We start from the raw sequence: 1,519 nt of genomic DNA on the forward strand, positions 1-1,519 counted from the left end.
GAAGCGCTGGCGCCCTGGCGAGATGCGCTGGCGCTGGTGTGTAGCTGGGCTGCTACATGCCGAGCAGCACTTCCGGTGCGTAGATGGCTACCGGCACATCCCCGCATTGCTGAGTGCACTGGAACGGTCCGCGTCACCGAAAGAAATTGACGCAACAGAGAGAGTTGCCTAAAGTGATGTGGGAGCCGCTAGGAATTTCAACTAACCGAGGGACATGCTCTCTCGGACTTGTGAAAGTACACTGTCTTTCCGTTGTGCTCTACGAAGTAGTCATCATCGTAGCGTTGAGACTTGCCGAAGCTGGCCATTTTTCACCTCCTTTCCGTAGCCTCACTCTATCCAAACGTGGCGCCGGAGTGCTTCCGACTCAGGCTCCCGGGCGGGCCTCAGTCATCGTCCAAGGTCCCCAGGTGGACATTCTTGAGAAGCTCTGGGTTAAACTTGAACTCGAACTTGGGAATGGACGTCGGGAGTGAGACTGGCGCGCGGAACTGAAAGGCATCTCTCGCCGCTTGGGCGTCTGCGCAAGCTCTGTCGGCTCTTCTGATCTGCGCGTCAATCGACATGAAGTCGTCGTGGTGCAAGAGGGGACTTCCGCCAATGTCCCAGCGGTTCCTGGTTGACTCGTAGTACGATCCTGCGAGCATGTCATCGAACATAGGACCTCCTGGGTCGGCATTGCCGACCAGCTCGGGCTTCACGGAATGCGGTCATCGCGAGGATAACAGCAATTTGCGTGCCGAGCGTGACACGCCTCGTCTCTAGCTGGTTCACGCCTTGCGCTAGCCGTTGAAGTAGGTTGAAGCGACTGGTTTGAAGGCTTGCTACAAGGCAACGGCTGCTGATTTCGACTCCGGAGGTTGAGTGCGCGAGAACGCGTTCGCGTCGTGGGGGTATAGCCGAACGTGCGGCTACACGCTACGTCGGCGTAAACCGCAGTTGCGGCAGTGTAAAGGCGGCTTTACTGCTCTTGGTAGGCGGGGAACTCGGAGTCTTCCCGTTCTCTGGGTCGGGACTTCTTCAGTTGGTGGTGGACCATCAAGCCGTTCACGACCGCCTGCGCGTAGCCATGCAGTTCGGCGACCGCTATCGTCGGGTTAGGCGGAGACAACCGGCGCAGGTGTCAGGTGCGCCGTGGTCCGGGACTCATCAGCGTTCGCTAGGCATTCGCGATGTGCGGATTCGCACGGGCCTTGTGCGCGAATCCGCACACCTTCTAGGTTGTGGAGTCGGGTTCGCGGCCGCAGCCCTTCAGCTTGAAGGTCTGCAGTCTGCGATTCAAGCTATCCCTCGTGACACCGAGTAGTCCGGCCGCCTTGGATTCGTTGCCGTCAGCCTGTCGCATTCTCAGGACTAGCATCTGACGCTCCAGTTGCTGCAGTTCTTCATAGTTACTACGGAGAGCACTAAATGTTTGACAGCTTGAGGTCATGTTGCCGCATATCGGACGTGCTCTTCCGCAAAGTAACTCCTGACCACTTCTGGCTGGCGTTGCCGGCTGCGTAGGTAGGATCGGGCC

At 58.3% G+C, this 1,519-nt stretch carries 2 protein-coding genes; both read right to left on the reverse strand.

What is annotated here, in order from left to right; genetic code table 11:
• Positions 1-386: 386 nt before the first annotated feature.
• Positions 387-659: a hypothetical protein gene (locus tag FJY68_14445; GenBank protein ID MBM3333020.1), complete on the reverse strand. Its 273-nt coding sequence runs from the start codon at positions 657-659 to the stop codon at positions 387-389.
• 557 nt (positions 660-1,216) lie between these two features.
• Positions 1,217-1,432, reverse strand: coding sequence for a hypothetical protein (locus tag FJY68_14450; GenBank protein ID MBM3333021.1), 216 nt, complete (start codon positions 1,430-1,432; stop codon positions 1,217-1,219).
• Positions 1,433-1,519: the final 87 nt, after the last annotated feature.

The organism is candidate division WOR-3 bacterium (genome assembly GCA_016867815.1).
GTDB lineage: Bacteria > Hydrothermota > Tepidihabitantia > Tepidihabitantales > Tepidihabitantaceae > UBA2258.